This window comes from Mesorhizobium sp. CNPSo 4689 (genome assembly GCF_057784325.1).
Genome location: NZ_JBWLUZ010000009.1, coordinates 149750 through 164389, shown reverse-complemented (window position 1 = coordinate 164389; position 14640 = coordinate 149750). Strand labels below are relative to the sequence as shown.

12 protein-coding genes are annotated in these 14640 nt (G+C 63.9%); 9 read left to right on the top strand and 3 right to left on the bottom strand.

The annotated features are described in order from the left end of the window. Nucleotides 1-11: 11 nt before the first annotated feature. Genes tssK through AC04SI_RS15585 form a run of 9 tightly spaced genes read left to right on the top strand, consistent with a single transcriptional unit; the run spans nucleotide 12 to nucleotide 10596 of the window. Entirely contained in the window at nucleotides 12-1346 is a 1335-nt protein-coding gene (gene tssK / locus AC04SI_RS15625) for a type VI secretion system baseplate subunit TssK (protein ID WP_404278826.1), read from the top strand. A 4-nt stretch (nucleotides 1347-1350) separates the two neighbouring features. Further along, on the top strand, nucleotides 1351-2679 hold the full coding sequence (gene icmH, locus AC04SI_RS15620; RefSeq protein WP_488474462.1) for a type IVB secretion system protein IcmH/DotU: 1329 nt from the start codon (nucleotides 1351-1353) through the stop codon (nucleotides 2677-2679). A gap of 1 nt (nucleotide 2680) precedes the next feature. Further along, nucleotides 2681-6220, top strand: coding sequence for a type VI secretion system membrane subunit TssM (gene tssM / locus AC04SI_RS15615; protein WP_488474461.1), 3540 nt, complete (start codon nucleotides 2681-2683; stop codon nucleotides 6218-6220). After that, nucleotides 6217-6744: a type VI secretion system-associated protein TagF gene (gene tagF, locus AC04SI_RS15610; RefSeq protein ID WP_488474460.1), complete on the top strand. Its 528-nt coding sequence runs from the start codon at nucleotides 6217-6219 to the stop codon at nucleotides 6742-6744. The genes tssM and tagF overlap by 4 nt, the downstream gene beginning before the upstream one ends. Nucleotides 6745-6746: 2 nt before the next feature. Then, nucleotides 6747-7580, top strand: a complete 834-nt coding sequence (locus tag AC04SI_RS15605) for a DUF4150 domain-containing protein (protein ID WP_404278834.1) — start codon at nucleotides 6747-6749, stop codon at nucleotides 7578-7580. 6 nt (nucleotides 7581-7586) lie between these two features. Then, on the top strand, nucleotides 7587-7979 hold the full coding sequence (locus AC04SI_RS15600) for a hypothetical protein (RefSeq protein WP_404278836.1): 393 nt from the start codon (nucleotides 7587-7589) through the stop codon (nucleotides 7977-7979). Continuing rightward, complete coding sequence (locus AC04SI_RS15595; protein WP_404278838.1) at nucleotides 7979-8467, top strand: hypothetical protein; 489 nt, start codon at nucleotides 7979-7981, stop codon at nucleotides 8465-8467. The genes AC04SI_RS15600 and AC04SI_RS15595 overlap by 1 nt, the downstream gene beginning before the upstream one ends. A gap of 3 nt (nucleotides 8468-8470) precedes the next feature. Continuing rightward, nucleotides 8471-9559 (top strand): DUF2169 family type VI secretion system accessory protein, encoded by a 1089-nt coding sequence (locus tag AC04SI_RS15590; protein ID WP_488474459.1) that lies wholly within the window; start codon nucleotides 8471-8473, stop codon nucleotides 9557-9559. Continuing rightward, on the top strand, nucleotides 9547-10596 hold the full coding sequence (locus tag AC04SI_RS15585) for a hypothetical protein (RefSeq protein WP_488474458.1): 1050 nt from the start codon (nucleotides 9547-9549) through the stop codon (nucleotides 10594-10596). The genes AC04SI_RS15590 and AC04SI_RS15585 overlap by 13 nt, the downstream gene beginning before the upstream one ends. A 30-nt stretch (nucleotides 10597-10626) precedes the next feature. On the opposite strand, the gene AC04SI_RS15580 is transcribed toward AC04SI_RS15585, so the two are convergent. From AC04SI_RS15580 to AC04SI_RS15570, 3 genes are read right to left on the bottom strand one after another with little or no spacing between them, the layout of a single operon-like run. After that, nucleotides 10627-11820 (bottom strand): hypothetical protein, encoded by a 1194-nt coding sequence (locus AC04SI_RS15580; RefSeq protein ID WP_488474457.1) that lies wholly within the window; start codon nucleotides 11818-11820, stop codon nucleotides 10627-10629. After that, a complete protein-coding gene (locus tag AC04SI_RS15575) occupies nucleotides 11798-12232 on the bottom strand; it encodes a DUF6484 domain-containing protein (RefSeq protein WP_404278845.1) in 435 nt (144 codons plus the stop codon). The genes AC04SI_RS15580 and AC04SI_RS15575 overlap by 23 nt, the downstream gene beginning before the upstream one ends. 1 nt (nucleotide 12233) lies before the next feature. Next, nucleotides 12234-14561, bottom strand: a complete 2328-nt coding sequence (locus AC04SI_RS15570) for a type VI secretion system Vgr family protein (protein WP_404278847.1) — start codon at nucleotides 14559-14561, stop codon at nucleotides 12234-12236. Nucleotides 14562-14640: the final 79 nt, after the last annotated feature.

The window sequence follows — 14640 nt, the reverse complement described above, 5'->3', positions numbered from 1 at the left end:
GAAGTAGCGGCATGAGCGATGCAAACAGGGTGCTGTGGTCCGAAGGGCTGTTTCTGCGGACCCAGCATTTCCAGCAGCAGGACCGGTTCTTCGAGGCGACCGTGCGCGGCGCATTGCAGGCCGGGCAACTGCACACGTTCGGCTTCACCCAGTTGACGCTGGACCAGGCCTTGCTCGATGCCGGCCAGGTGTCCATCTTGTCGGCGCGGGGCATCTTCCCGGACGGCACCCCTTTCTCCATTCCGGATCTGATGGACGCGCCGCGACCGCTGCCGGTCACCGCCGACACCGGTGCCGGAGCCGTACTCGTCGCCCTGCCGCTCGAGCCTGCCGGCGGCGTCGGCTTCGACCCGGCGCACGCGCCTTCGGCCGGAGCGCGCTACCATGGGCGGATCGTTTCGGTCCGCGATGCCGTTCAGGGTGGGTCGGACGCGGAAGAAATCGAAATCGCCCGCCCGCAGGCGCTGCTGCTTGCGCCCGGCAAGTCGGTCGGTGGTTACACCGCTCTGCCGATAGCCGACGTCAAGGGGGTGCGGGCCGATGGCGGCGTCTCGCTGGACGAGACATTCCTGCCGCCGACGCTGATAACAGGTGCCGTAGCCTGGTACCGGCAATTGCTTCTCGAAGTCGTCACCGGGCTCGACCAGATCGCCGAGGCGCATGGCAAGATGGTGCTCGGCGGACCGGGGCGCAGCGTCGAAGACCTTTTGATGCTCAACCTCGCCAACGCGGCCCGCCCGCGGCTGGCGCACATGCTGGCGCAGGATGTCTTCCATCCGGCCGAGCTTTACCTGGAACTTGCCGGTCTCGCCGGTTCGATGGCGACCTACGGTTCGAGCGCGCGACGGCTGGGCGAGTTGCCGGCCTACGATCACATGGCGCCCGGCCCCGCCTATTCGGCGCTGGCGGATGCGCTGCGCTCGCTCATCCTCAGCCTGCGCTACATCGAGCCGAAATCGCGCGCGCTGCCCGTCATGCGGCATTCGACCAATGTCTGGAAAATCCGCATCGACAACCCGAAGCTGCTGGTCGCCAGCCGCATCGTCATCCGGGTCGGCTCGGAGCTGTCTGAGGATGCGTTGCGCAAGATATTCGTCAATCAGGCCACTGTCGGCTCGGCCGACCAGTTCGAGGGCCTGTGGAAATCGCGCCTGCCGGGCATTCCGCTGAAGCCGCTGCATTCGCAGCCCCGCGAAATCCCTTATGACGGCGACCGGCTGTGCCTGGAACTCGACCAGAAGAGCGAGCATTGGGCCTCGCTGCTCGATGCTCCCGGCTTCGTCATCGGCGTCTCCGGCGTATTGCCGAGCGAGCCGCAGGTGGACTGCTACTCGGTGAACAGGTGAGATCATGAGCCGGGATGATCCTTTCGGACTGTCGGAGGATCGCGAACGCACCCGCATTCGGCTGACCGGCTCGCCGATGCCGCGGCCGATGGCGCCGCTGCTGCCGGGTGTGCCGGTCAAGCGCGCGCGAGCGCACCCGAATGCGCTCGTCAACGCCTTCGCGCCCTTGCTCGAATTCGCGCCCGAGCTTGAAAGCGCGCTGCCGCCGGAAAACCCGGAAGCGTTGCGCACCCGGCTGCTCGACGAACTGGTTCGCGCCCGCGACACGGCGATAGCGGCGGGATCCTCGATGGAGCGGGCCGATCAGGCGGCGTGGGTGGTCGCGGCCTTGCTCGACGACCTGGCCCTGAACACGCCGTGGGGCGGCGCCAGCGCATGGCCGCGCCAGCCGCTTGTGGTCATGCTGCGCGGCGACGTCGATGCCGGGACGCAGTTCTTCACCCGTCTCGACGAACTGGAACGCCACCCCAATCGGGATCGCGAACTCCTCGAGCTGCAATATCACTGCCTGGCGCTTGGTTTCCGCGGCAAGTACCGGGTGCCCGGTCGTTCGGGCGACCGCTCGATCAATGCCGTGCGCGTGGCGGCGGCACGCTTCCTGCGCGACGCCGACGCCGAAGGCGCGCCGCTGTCGCCAAACTGGAAAGGCGTGATCGCCTCCGACGAGCCGCAGCGCTTCATCGTTCCGATCTGGGTGATGGCGCTCGCCGCGGCCGTCATCGCCACCGCGATCCATGTCGGGCTGTCGATGGGACTGAGCAGCCAAGCAGTCGAGCTTTCCGCATTGGTTCGCGCGCTGCCGCCGCCCAGTCGCGCCGACATCACCCGCGCCTCGCCGAAGGTCGAAGAGCCGCCACCGGAGGCGGTGAGCGTGGATTTCGCGCTGCTGCCGGAATTCGAGGCCGGCGCGCCGGGCGACCTCAAGAAGGCGCTCAGCGGCACCGAGAGCGTCTCGCTGGCCAGGCTGGTCATCCAGGCCTCGAATCCCGAACTGTTCCAGTCGTCGCGGGCGACGTTGACGGAAGGTTTTGAACCGCTGATCGGCTCGATCGCCAAGGTGATCCTCGCCAATCAGGAACTGATCGGGCAGATCACCGTGGTCGGCCACACCGACAGCATTCCCCTGCAGAGATCCAACCCGCTCTCCACCAACCAGCGGCTGTCGGAAGAGCGCGCGGCGACCATTGCCGAGATGCTGGTGCAGAACGGCGTGCCGCAGGACCGCGTTCGTTCCGAAGGCCGCGCGGCCACCGACCCGGTGGCCGATGACAGCACGCGCGAGGGCCGGGCCTTGAACCGGCGCGTCGAGGTGCTGGTCGAGAAGAGGCTGTGACATGTTCATCCTGCGCTTCCTCTGGGCGGTCCTGACATCGCGCTGGCTGTGGACGCTGATCGGCATCACGCTGCTTTCGCTGGTGATTTGGGTGTTTGGCCCGATCGTCAAGGTCGGCGCCTATGAGCCATTTGCCTCGGACAATGTCCGCATCGTCATCATCGCGCTGCTGGTCATCTTCTGGCTGATCTGGCTGATCGTCGCCCAGCGTCGCGCCATCCGCGCCAACCGCCTGTTTGTGGCCGAGATCGCCGCGCCCGTGGTGGAAAAGCCGCTCGGCCCCGGCGAAGAGAACGTCGCCGCCGTCGGCGCCAAGTTCGCCGAGGTGATGGCCGAACTGAAACGGCGCAAGCTGGGCGGGCGCAAGTTCCTGCGCGAGATGCCGTGGTATGTGATCGTCGGGCCGCCGGCCACCGGCAAGACCACGGCGCTCAGGCAGTCCGGTCTGACCTTTCCGATCGACCTCACCGACGATCTGCAAGGCGTTGGCGGCACCCGCAATTGCGACTGGTTCTTCTCGGAGAACGCGGTCCTGATCGACACCGCCGGCCGCTATGTCCAGCAGGAAAGCCAGCCCGACGTCGATGCGGCGGAATGGCTGGGCTTCCTCGACCTGTTGAAGAAGCACCGCGGCCGCCGCGCGCTGAACGGGGTGATCGTCGCGCTGTCGATCGACACGCTTTCCGAGGGTGACGAAGCGATCAAGGCGCATGGCCGCAAGATCCGCCGCCGGCTGGCCGAGCTCAACGACCGGCTCGAGATCCGGCTACCGGTCTATCTGATGCTGACCAAGGCCGACCTGATCAAGGGTTTCGAGCCTTTCTTCGGCGGCCTGTCGACGGCCTCCCGCGAGCAGGTGTGGGGGACGACCTTCGCGCTCGATGCGCGCGTCGACGCCAAGACCATCGAACGGGAAATCACCACGCTGGCGGCCGAACTCGAGCGGCGGCTGGTGCCACGCCTCGAGGACGAGGACAAGCTGGCCTCGCGCGCCGAGATCTTCCGCTTTCCTGCCCAGCTGGCGAGCCTCTCCGAACCGATCCAGGTGCTGATCGAGGCGATGTTCGGCGAAAGCCGCTACGAAGAAGCCGCCTGGCTGCGCGGCCTCTATCTGACGTCGGCGACCCAGGAAGGCGCGCCCATCGACCGGCTGACCGCGGCATTGTCGTCCTCGTTCGGTCTGCCGCCGCGACGCGCCATGCCGGCGCCAAGGATCGAAAAACGCAGCTTCTTCCTGAAGAACCTTTTGACCGAGGTCATCTTCAAGGAGGCCGGTCTCGGTACCTTTGACCCGCTGGCGCAGCGCCGCCGAACCTGGATCTGGCGCGGCGCAGCCGCCGCATGCACGGCGGCGGCCTTGCTTGCCGGCGGGCTGTTCACCTGGTCTTACTTTGACAACCGCAACGCGATCACGGCGCAGGCCGGCCAGTTCGAGGCGCTGCAGGCGCCGCTGACCACGGCCGGCGAGAACCCGCCATCGGTGGAGCAGCCCGCCATCGACGGCGCCCTCGGCGCCATGGACGAGGTGGCGATCGCGCGCACGGCGCCGCCGGATGCAGTCCAGGATCTGCTTGGCCCTTCGGCCTCTGCGGAACTGGTGCGGGCCCAGGCCGACACTTACGACCACGCGCTGCGCAATGTTCTCGAGCCGCACATGGTGGCGCTGCTCGAGGCGACGATGTGGCGGCAGATCCGCGATCCGGATTTCATGCTCGGCGCGCTGAAGACCTATCGCATGATGGCCGGCCTGTCGCAGATGGATGCCGACTTCGCCCAGAACTGGTGGGTGAACAGCCTGCCCGAATTCGCGCCCGCGCCGCCCTTCCCAACCACCGATGCGGAGGAGCATCAGCTTGCCGCGATCCGCCGCATGGCGGTCGACGACAACTACATAGCGCCCGACAAGGCGCTGGTCGCCGAGGCGCTGAAGACGGTATGCACGATTTCGTTGCCGCAGCGAGCCTACAAGCAGCTTCTGGCCGACCCGGAAGTGGCCGCGGTCAAGGAATGGATCCCCGCCAATTTCGCCGGCCCCAACGGCGCCAAGGTCTTTGCCCGCCGTTCCGACAAGACGCTTCGCGTCGGCGTTTCAGGCGCCTTCACCTATGCCGGCTTCCACGATGCCGTTCTCGACCGGGTCGAGGATGTGGCGGCACAGGCGGCACTGGATCGCGCGGTGTTTGCCGGCGGCTGCTCGGAGAATTCCGAAACCTCGGTCTCGGCACTGTCGGAAGACATTCTGAAGCTCTACTACGACGACTACATCGCGCAATGGGACAGTTTCCTGCGCGACATGAGGCTGGCGCCACTGAGCGACCTGAATGTCGCCAGCGAAAACCTGAAGGACCTTTCAAGCGCCGACTCCGCGCTGAAGCGGTTGCTGACGGCGGTGATCCAGGAGACGGATCTGACCCGATCGGATGAGGCGCCCGCGGGAGACAACAAGGCGGCCGCGAAGGGCGGCTCGAAACTGCTCAGCAAGCTCGGCAAGCTCGGCAAGGTCGTCAAGACCGGGGCAAAGCTGTTGCCGCGCGCCGGCTCCGCCGACCAGGTGGACCTGACCGGCAGCCTGGTGGCCGAACACTTCAAGCCGCTCAAGGGCGCGATCGCAGAGGTCGACGGCCAGCCGCCGGCGCTCGACGCCGCCGTTGTGGCGCTGACGGCACTCTCCAACGTGCTGCAGACCGTCACCGCCAATCCGGATCCGCAGGACGCCATCAAGAAACAGGGCGGGCTCGCCGAATTGACCGGAGCCGTCGCCAGGCAGGCGCAGATCCTGCCCGATCCGATCGACGACTGGCTGGGCGGCATAGCCGGCGACACCAGCGGCCTGACGCAGAAGGCGGTCACCTCGGAGCTCAACGCCATCTGGCGCGCCGACATCCTGCCGTTCTGCCAGGCGGCACTCAACGACCGCTATCCGTTCAGCCCGGAGAGCGCGGTAGATGTCAATGTCCGCGATTTCGCCCGCCTGTTCGGACCGGCCGGCCTGATCGACGCCTTCACCAACGATCATTTGATCAGCTATGTCGACACCGCCAGCCAGCCCTGGAAATGGCGCGCCGACTTCGGCCTCGACCCTGCGGCGCTGGCGGCATTCGAACAGGCAAGGCGCATCCGCGACGATCTTTTCCCCGGCGGTACGGGCCCGGTGATGAGCTTCACGCTCGAACCGAAGGACCTGTCTCCCAACGTCACGCGCGTGACGCTCAATCTCGATGGCCAGAGCCTCGTCTACTACAACAACGCGACGCGGCCGCAACCGATGACCTGGCCCGGCAAGGACGGCACCGGAGTGATCTCGCTCGCCTTCCAGCCCATCGATGGTTCGCCCGAAATCATGCTCAACGAAACCGGCAGCTGGGCCTGGTTGAGGATGCTGAAGGGCGGCCGCTTCACCGGAACCTCGCTCTCCGACGTCTACAGCCTGCGCCTGGGCACGAAAGGCATGTACGCCGATTTCGAGCTCAAGGCCGCGAGCGTCGAGAACCCCTACAATCTGGAGATGTTCAAGAAATTCACATGTCCGCCGCAGATATGAGCACCGGCTTTTTCGGCAAGATCCCGGCGACCGGAGACTTCGTCGCCGCGAACCTGCCACGCACCTTCATCGACCGCTGGGACCGGTGGATGTCGATGGAGTTGCGCGCGCGGCCGGACGAGGGTGAGGACCTCGACGACCGAGTCTGGCGCTTCGTCGTCCAGGGCGCGATTTTTGGCGAACAACCCTGCGCCGGCGCCTGGCGCATGAGCCAGGACCGTGTCGGACGCCGCTATCCGTTCGCTGTTGTGGGCGTTGGCGCGATACCAGAGGCAACGGATCCATGGTTCCAGGGCATGGCGAACATCGCCAAACTGACTGTGAAGGAATATTGGGACCCGCAGTATGTCGTGTCGCGCCTGCGGGCGCTGGAACCGCCAAGAGAGTTCTCCACAATGAAGCGCATAGTCTTCTGGACGGATGACTGGGAGGTGCGTGAACTTGCCTTCGCTGACATTCATGACCTCGCGGACAACGCCCTGCCGGCGATGCGCGCGGCGCGTGCCGTGCCGCAGGAGTTCTGACCATGGGTCTCAGCGTTTATGCCGAGAAGATGGGCTTTTTCCACAAGGGCAGCAACGGCCAAGGCATTGCGCCCGGCGATGTCTGTCTCTCGCCGCCATCCCCGCCCGCGGGACCGATTCCGGTACCCTACGTCAATATGCTGTCATCATCCGACCTGACCAAGGGCACCAAGAGCGTCAAGATCGATGGCGAGCCGACAGCTATAGAGAATGCGTCGGAAATTGCGACCAGCACCGGTAATGAGCCGGCCACCCAAGGCCTAGGCGCGGGAGTCATAACCCATAAGATCAAGGGGAAGGGCGTCTTCAAGCTGTGGTCGTTCACAGTAAAGGCGGAAGGCAAGGGCGTCGACCGTCATGGCGACACAATGGACCAGAACACCGCCAGCGATCCGCCGCCCAATTGCATCAACCCGGCCGCATTCAACAAGTTTCTTGCGACGTTAACCAAAGATCAAAAGACCACGAAGTGTGCGAAAAAATATGACCGGGTTGCGCACCGTCCCAAACGCACCGATGACCAAGCTGCCAAGGTGAACGGCAAGCCCTGTTGGCAATGCAAAAAGACCAGACGGGGTCGCCACTCCAAGCTGGTTCCAACTCCTCCCAAGGACGAGATGAAGCAGGAGATGGTCCATGATCATCAACCGCCGCTTTGTGTCGCATGGGAGATGGGTGGGTGTAACATGCAGAAATCGCCCGACGCATTTTTGGCCCATTTTTCGACGCCAGAGTCGGTCAAACCCCATTGTGGTAGGTGCTCAACATCGCAAGGCTCTCCGGCCGCAAGCTATGCCAAGAACTTTATCGACGATATCCCAGTGAAACTTGGATGACGAGCGATGCGCGGTATAGAAGAAATAAGAGACAGCTACATCGGCGAACTGCTCACCATCCAGCCCGAGTTGGAGGATTGGTGGGAGGACATGGTCGCAGACGAAGGGCAGGCTGTCTGGAAGCGCTGGCCGACGGGGATCGCGGGGCACCCGCGGGTGTTGGCGATCTTCCGCAGGCATTATCTTGAGATTGTGGCTTGGAACAATGCGCAAGTCCCTGAGGGCGACGAGCCGGAAGAGAAGTGGGGCGTTGATAGCAGCGGCCGAAGCCAGAGCTTCGAGTGGCCTGTCGAAATCCTCATCATCAACGTCCGGCATTTTGCCCCGGAGCTTCAACCCATCATCGATGGCCTCTGCTTCGTGCCAATGGCCATGAATCCCGACGATGAGGTTGAATAGTGGCACTGATCACACGCTACAGTTCCGAACTCGGCATCAGGCGCCTGCTCGCGCAGCCTCGTGATGTCGCCCCGCCTTCGGATATCCGCGTCGCTCGCAAGCACGACGAGGCCAGCACGATGCACAGAACCTTGTTCGTCGAGTATGTGGCCGAGTTGACGGATGCCTACGATATTGCGGCTGAATGGTGGACAGACATCATTTCCACCGAAGAAGGGCTCCAGGGCAGCCGCGAGAAGGCCCTCGAGAAAGCCTTCAATGACCGTATAGCAGGCGCCGCAGCCAGTCCGAATGTGGTCTGGGTGATACGTCGCTACTGGCTGAAATGCGTCACGGTCAACGTCACTGCGGGCGAAGAAACTGGCGTCGCGGCCGAGATCTTCCTGCTGCAATGGCTGATCGACGCCAACGAGATGGAGTTGGTCAAGCTCGTCGCCTGCATGCCCTATTGGCCGATCGGCCAGGACGAAAATGGCAATTGGTGCTGATCCATGATGTTTGCGGTCTGGATCGAGAATCGCACGCCGTTCGTTGCCGGCAGCCTTGTCCAGGCAAATGCCGACGGCAACGAGGTTTTCCTGGCAGTTTTCTCGGCCAGCTTCGATATGCGGGAAGATGCCACGCAATTTCAGCCGGCCGTGGAGCAACTGCCAGTGAGCTTCGGCGACGTGCCATTCGGCGATCCTGCCTGCTCGTCAACCCGCTATGAAGGGGAGATCGCGTGGACCAAACCGGGGATCGACGTTGTCTTGAACGGCCAGGCATATGCGCCTCACGAAGGGCGCGTCCACGAAATGCAGGTCGGGTTGAAGCTCGCCAGCATCCGCAAGGTGCTCAACGTGACCGGCGATCGCCTCTACGATGCGGGCGGGTACGGCCAGCCACACCCCTTCTCCAGGATGCCGATTATCTATGAGCGCGCCTATGGGGGTACCGACGACAACGGCAGGACCGATCTGCGTAATCCGCTTGGCGTCGGCTTCCATCACGCCCGCTCCGCGGACAAGACTGTGAAGACGCATGCACCCAATGTCACCTATGCGAATGAGCCTTTCCGTAGCCCATCTGATCAGCCAAGGCCGGCCGGGTTTGGAGTAATCGGCCGCGGCTGGCATCCAAGGTTGCCGTTAGCGGGCACTTACGATCAGGCTTGGATCGACAATCAGTGGCCTCTTCCGCCAAGGGATTTCGATCCACGCCACAATCTCTGCGCGCCCGCCGATCAGCAGTTGCAGCAGCTGAACGAAGGCGAAGAGGTCAGCGTCATCGGCATGACGCCGGATGACCGGTGGAACTTCCGCCTGCCGCGTGTCATGGCTCCGATCCGCCTTCTTTACGACGACCGTGTGGAGGATCGTCCCTTCCGGATCGACACGGTTATCATCGAGCCCGATTTGCGCCGCGTCACGCTGAAGTCGCGTTTGTCCATGGTCACCAGGCGCAACACGCCCGCTCTCAGGGAGATCGTCTTCGGCCATGTGACGCCTGCCTTTCTCCTCGCGCGACGCAAGCGCAAGGCCTATCTCAGCCCACGCGGAGACGACGGGCTGATTGCCGAGAGGGCGACATGGCTGGGCTGAAGGCTCCGATCTACGTTATGGGCGGTGGCGCTGTGACGCCGGCCGGCCTCAATGCGCGCCAGACGCTAGCGGCAATCCGGGCCAGTCTTTCCGCGTTCGAGCGGCGTACCCTCACCGACCCGTTCGGCGAAGATCAGACCGTTTCGCGCATACCCTCGCACTATTCTCTTCGCCTCACCGAAAACGCGTGGCTCACAAGCATGGCTGCGCGCGCGGTGGGCGAGGCGCTGGAAAAGGGCGGTGTTGCGGCCGGCGCCAGCGCTCTGCTGCTGGTGACGCCGGAGGCATTCCGGGAACATCCGGCTTTCTCGGAGGAGCCGGCAAGCGCGTTTCTTGCCGGCCTGCAAGACAGTCTGCGCGAAAAGTTCCATCCCACCTCGCGCGTGGTTGACGGAGGCGCGGCGGCCTGCATCGGGCTGTTGGGGCGGGCGGCGGACCTTCTCGCAACGCCGGGAGTGGAGCAGGTTCTGCTGGGTGGCGTCGACAGCCTGGTGAATGACAAGGATATCGCCCGTCTTATGGCCGCCAACCGCCTGAAGGCCGAGGACAATGCGCAAGGCCTTGTGCCGGGCGAAGGCGCCGCCGTCGTCTGCCTGCGCCGTTCGACCGGTCAGAATTTGCCCGCCCAATGCGCCATTCACGGTGTCGGCGCTGCGTTGGAGGAAAACTCCGTGCTGTCGGAAAACCACAGCCAGGGCCGGGCTTTGGTGGCTGCCTGCCGCGCCGCGATCGAGGGCAAGGGCCCAACTGAATCTGACATCAAGTTTATTGTCAGCAACGACAATGGTGAACGGTATAGCGCCTGGGAGGGCTTGATCGGGCGTCCACGCTTCTACCGGACGCGCCGCGAGACCCTTCCCATGGCCTATCCCGCGATGACGATGGGCGACATCGGCGCGGGTGCCGGCGCGCTCACATTGCTTATTGCCGCCGACAGCTTCGCCAAGGCCTATGCCCCCGGCCATGTCGCCATGTGCGAAGCCACATCGGAAGCCGGCATGCGTGCCGCCGCGCTTGTAAGCACGGTCAGCGCATGATCGCGTTGTCCTGAGTACCTGGACGGGTCTTCACATCCACGCCGGAATCGGGTGTGAACGCCGCCAGTTGGTCAGCGCGATCTCCGCGTTGGCAAGCGCTCCCCTCATGGCGTCCAGTTTCAGCCGCCGCATCGACTGGAATTTGTCGAACCTCGTCGGGCCTCTCCCATTGTCCCACCAAGCTTGGGCCTGCGAAGCGGAGGGCAGCGGCGTCGCCTCTGTAGTCTCGAACTCCGGCCCGAGCTTAGCCGGTTCCGTGACGAACACGTCCGTGTCGTTAAAGTCAATCTCGACCAGGTCGCGCAACGCGAGCCCCGCCGCATAAGCGAGTTCCGGCGACTGCATCTTCTCAATCAGCCAGGGCATAACCGCCATGTCGCCCAGCAGTCCGCTCGCCGCGACTGCCGCCTCCCGCGTTGCTGCGGAGGAGACCAATTGTTGCCACCACTTCCGCGCTGCAATCGACGGCGTGGTGAGTAGCCGGATTTCCATCACTGCTCCCGCAAGCTCCGGGTAGCCGACCAACATCTTGTCGAGAACGGGCTGCGCCAGCCGCGCCTCGCCCAGCAGGCAGGCCGCTACCGCTGCCTCCAGCCGTTCCTCTGCGCCACGCGCCTCAAGACATGCCACAACTTCGGCGATTACATCCCGACGCCGCCGCGCACCCGCAAGCCTCAGCGCCCTGCGGCGCACTTCGGTGTCGCGGTCGGTCAGCAACTCCCTGAGCCTAGGCCCGGGATTGACCCCGTGATGATGCAGCGCGCCGACCCCCAACGCGCGCTCCATTGCGACTGCCGAATCCAGCCAGCGAGCAACGAACGGCTTCAACTTGTCCGGCGCGCTACGCGCAACCGCGCCAGACAGCGCCGACAGCCCGCGCTTCCCGAGCGGCCCCGCGCTCTCAAGGGCAAACTTGATCGCGGGCGCGGATTGCCATTCGAACGCCAGAGCCCCCAACAGAAACAGTTCGGGCGGCTCCTGGTAGTCGGCAAAGCGTGCCGCCGCGAGGTCCCACGCTGCCTGGCCGGCTGCGAACAGTCCGTCGAGATTGGCGTCGAGCCGCTGGTCGATGCGGCCGATGTCGAAGGCGCCCATCACCGGACCGTCGATCTCCCGCGCACGACGGTGCCACAGGAACGCGGCATCCTCGACATGCTGCTCGATAATCGCCGGGATCGTGGCAATCCGCTGCATGGACTTCTCAATTGAGGTGAACAGCTGCACCCCGCACACGGTTCACGCCGCTTGCCTGGCTGCTCAATTGACTGCCGCGGATCGAGATGCGGCCGTTTTTCTCCAGAATGATGGAGGCCAGGCCGCAACGCAGCTCGATGCGCTCCTTAGCATTCAGCGTCACCGTTTCGCCGTCGCGAACCACCTGCATTTGTTCGCTTGTATGTGTCGGTTCCACGATGCGTCCGACGACCAGAGGGCGGCCTGGATCGCCGCCTTCGAAAAGCAACGCCACCTCCGCGCCTACTGACGAGGAGTCGAGCCTCGCCAGGCTGCGGGCCCTGAGTGCCGTCTCGCCCGGATTGCCGACGAACACCACCAGCGGCGCGCCATCCTCGAAGCCGATCAACAGCCCGATGACGACCCCGTCGATGCGTTCGACCGATTCGTCGCGTCCAGTCATTTCAGTTATTGAAGACATTGCTACCCTTGATCTTGACGTCGCCGTCAGCTTTGACCTGGACATCGCCGCTGCCCTGGATGCGGATATCCTTACCCTTGATGGAAATCGTGCCATCCTTTTTCATGTTGATCGAAGCGTCGCCGCATACCAGCGTGATCTCGTCGGTAGCATCGATCATCAGCTTCTTGCCAACCTTGATGGTACTGTCTTCGGCAATCTGGATACCGCTGCCTTTGCCGACTTTGAGCGCGTAACCGCCTCCGACATCGGTCGCGTCGTCAGCGGCGATTTTTGCCGACCTGGCTTTGCCGATCTGCGACGACTGCGCACCACCGATAGCGAAACTTTGGTCCGCGGCGACCTTCACGCTCTGGGCGGCGCCAATTGTCCAGCTGTCCGCCGCACCTATCGTGTGCGTCTGTCCGGCCCCCACCGTCATCGAGCGCGATGCGCCGATCTGATTCGTCTGGACGGCGCCAACGCTTCGGGTTTCTGCCGCGCCCACTGAATCCACACGTGCCGCGCCCACCGTGATCGTCTGCACCAGCGCCACGGTCTGCGTGTGATTGGCCCCGATCGTCTCCGTCGAGTTCGCCCCAATACCGATCGTCTCGTTCGACCCGACAGTCAGCGAGCGGTTGACCCCCACCGTCTCGGTATCGTTGTTGCCGATATTCGTGGTCTGGTCGACGCCAACCTTGACCGTCTTGTTGTTGCCGACGTCCTCGTCGAGGTTGTGGCCGACGGAGTGCTTGGCGTCGTGGTCGATCCGGTCCGACTGGTCGTGCTGCACCAGCTTGGTGCGGTCGTTCTTGATGAGAAGCTTGTGGTCCTTCTGCGCCTGGAAATTGACCAGTTCGGAGCCGGCCTTGTCCTCGAACATCAGCTCGTTGTAGCCGCCGCCACCGAGTGAGGAGTCCGACTTCCAGCCGGATTGCGTCGCGTTGCCCGGCAGTCCGTAAGGCGGCATCTGCGAGGCGTTGTAGACCCGGCCGGTGATGATCGGCAGGTCGGGATCGCCTTCGATGAAGTCGACGATGACCTCCTGGCCGATGCGCGGTATCTGGATGAAGCCCCAGTTGCTGCCGGCCCAGGTCTGCGAGACCCGCACGAAGCAGGAGCTGTTCTCGTCCTTCTTGCCCAGGCGGTCCCAGTGGAACTGCACCTTCACACGGGCATATTTGTCGGTGAAGATTTCCTGCCCGGACGGGCCGACGACCGTCGCCGTCTGCGGCCCGCGCATGATCGGCCGCGGCGTGATGCGTGGCGGGCGATAGGGCAAGGCGGTCGGCGCCAGCCCGAGGATCACCTTGAAGTTCTCGCTGTCGACGTCGGAAAGAGCCCTGTAGCCGGGGTCGAACAGCCTGTATTCGGCGCTGACCACCAGATATTCCTGGTTCTGGTCCTCGCGCGGAAAGCCTTCCAGGTTGAACGTGCAGCCCGAAAACAGGCCGCGCACCGTTCCGACCGCTGAAATGCGCTGGTGAACGGCTTGAATTTCCTCGCGCCGGATCGCAGCTAAAGTGTCGCCCCGCCCCAAATCGAGATGCGCACCGGGGTTGCGGTAGTTCTCGCCCGCGGCCTGCTTATGGCTGAACGGCTGGGCGGACTTGGCCATTAGGCTGGCGCCCGGCTTCTCGAAATCATAGTCGGTGTGGACGTAGGCGCCTGGCCGCACCGAACTGCCCGGAATCCATTCCGTGATGTATTCGACGTCGCGCCGCGAGCCCTGGCCCTCGAAATGATACGGCACCTTGTCGTAGCCCGGCGCCGGCTTCAGCTTGCTCATCGCATCGGTGAGCACAAGCGTGTGCTTGCCCTCATCGTGCTCGAAGAAATACAGGATGCCTTCATGCTCGAGCAGCCGCTGCACGAAGTCCAGATCGGTCTCGTCATATTGCACGCAATATTCGCGCGGCGGATAAGACCCTTGCAGGCGCAGATTGAAGTCCGCGATGCCGGATTCGTTGAAGACCTCCTTGACGATGTCGGGAACGCTTTTTTTCTGGAAAATACGGCAATCCGTCGTGTTGCCGAGAAACCAGAACCACGGCCTGACGACCGCTTCGTAGTAGGCCAGCCGGTCCTCGATGCGGGTCAGCCGAAACTCGGAGATCAGCCCGCTGAACCAGCGTTTTGGATCGGATTCGCCTTCGACCGAAACGGTGCCTCCCAGCATTTTCAGCGGATCGACATCTTGGCTGGTGCTGACGAAACCCACTGTATAGGCAAAGCAGCGGCTGATCTCATCGCGCCCGACAAGATGGGTAAACGTCAACAGTTCGGCGCCAACCGGCGTCTGCACAACCGTGGCACGTTCGTTCGGCATGGGTCGTGCCCCTCCAGGACGCGGCCGCCAGTGTGATGGATTTGAAGTTCCCGCTATGTTAAGCGCATCACGTTCGGAA

Coding starts and splice junctions, on each gene's coding strand:
- tssK (WP_404278826.1), top strand. CDS start 12: ATGAGCGATGCAAACAGGGTGCTGTGGTCCGAAGGGCTGTTTCTGCGG.
- icmH (WP_488474462.1), top strand. CDS start 1,351: ATGAGCCGGGATGATCCTTTCGGACTGTCGGAGGATCGCGAACGCACC.
- tssM (WP_488474461.1), top strand. CDS start 2,681: ATGTTCATCCTGCGCTTCCTCTGGGCGGTCCTGACATCGCGCTGGCTG.
- tagF (WP_488474460.1), top strand. CDS start 6,217: ATGAGCACCGGCTTTTTCGGCAAGATCCCGGCGACCGGAGACTTCGTC.
- AC04SI_RS15605 (WP_404278834.1), top strand. CDS start 6,747: ATGGGTCTCAGCGTTTATGCCGAGAAGATGGGCTTTTTCCACAAGGGC.
- AC04SI_RS15600 (WP_404278836.1), top strand. CDS start 7,587: ATGCGCGGTATAGAAGAAATAAGAGACAGCTACATCGGCGAACTGCTC.
- AC04SI_RS15590 (WP_488474459.1), top strand. CDS start 8,471: ATGATGTTTGCGGTCTGGATCGAGAATCGCACGCCGTTCGTTGCCGGC.
- AC04SI_RS15585 (WP_488474458.1), top strand. CDS start 9,547: ATGGCTGGGCTGAAGGCTCCGATCTACGTTATGGGCGGTGGCGCTGTG.
- AC04SI_RS15575 (WP_404278845.1), bottom strand. CDS start 12,232: ATGACTGGACGCGACGAATCGGTCGAACGCATCGACGGGGTCGTCATC.
- AC04SI_RS15570 (WP_404278847.1), bottom strand. CDS start 14,561: ATGCCGAACGAACGTGCCACGGTTGTGCAGACGCCGGTTGGCGCCGAA.